Raw genomic sequence first — 593 nt, forward strand, 5'->3', positions numbered from 1 at the left:
GGCGCCAACGCCGGCCACGCCACCGAAGCCAACATGGACCGCCTCGACGGTGCCGGTGCTGCCGCCGCCGTGGAAGCGCGCGCCGTGACCGCCAACGACTCCGCCGCCATCGTGCGCGCCAAGGCCGCCCTCGACAAACTCGACATCGCCGAAGGCCTTGCCGAACTCGAAGGCGCCTCCGCCCGTGTCGCCGTTGACGAAAAGCGCATGATTAACTGCCGCGCCGACCTCAACCAACTCGTGCCGTTCAAGTACGACTGGGCCTGGCAGAAATACCTCGACGGCTGCGCCAACCACTGGATGCCGCAAGAGGTCAACATGACCGCCGACATCGCCCTGTGGAAAAACCCCGAAGGCCTGACCGACGACGAGCGTCGCATCGTCATGCGCAACCTGGGCTTCTTCTCCACCGCCGACTCCCTGGTCGCGAACAACCTGGTGCTGGCCGTGTATCGCCTCATCACCAACCCGGAGTGCCGCCAGTACATCCTGCGCCAGGCCTTCGAAGAGGCGATCCACACCCACGCCTACCAGTACTGCATCGAATCGCTGGCCATGGATGAAGGCGAGATCTTCAACATGTACCACGAGAT

1 protein-coding gene is annotated in these 593 nt (G+C 64.2%); it reads left to right on the plus strand.

The features are described 5' to 3' along the window. Positions 1 to 33 precede the first annotated feature (33 nt). Positions 34 to 593: ribonucleotide-diphosphate reductase subunit beta (locus NUV89_RS29770; protein ID WP_257784132.1), on the plus strand; the 560-nt coding region annotated here is incomplete at its 3' end.

The sequence above is a fragment of the Pseudomonas sp. 18.1.10 genome (assembly GCF_024655625.1).
GTDB lineage: Bacteria > Pseudomonadota > Gammaproteobacteria > Pseudomonadales > Pseudomonadaceae > Aquipseudomonas.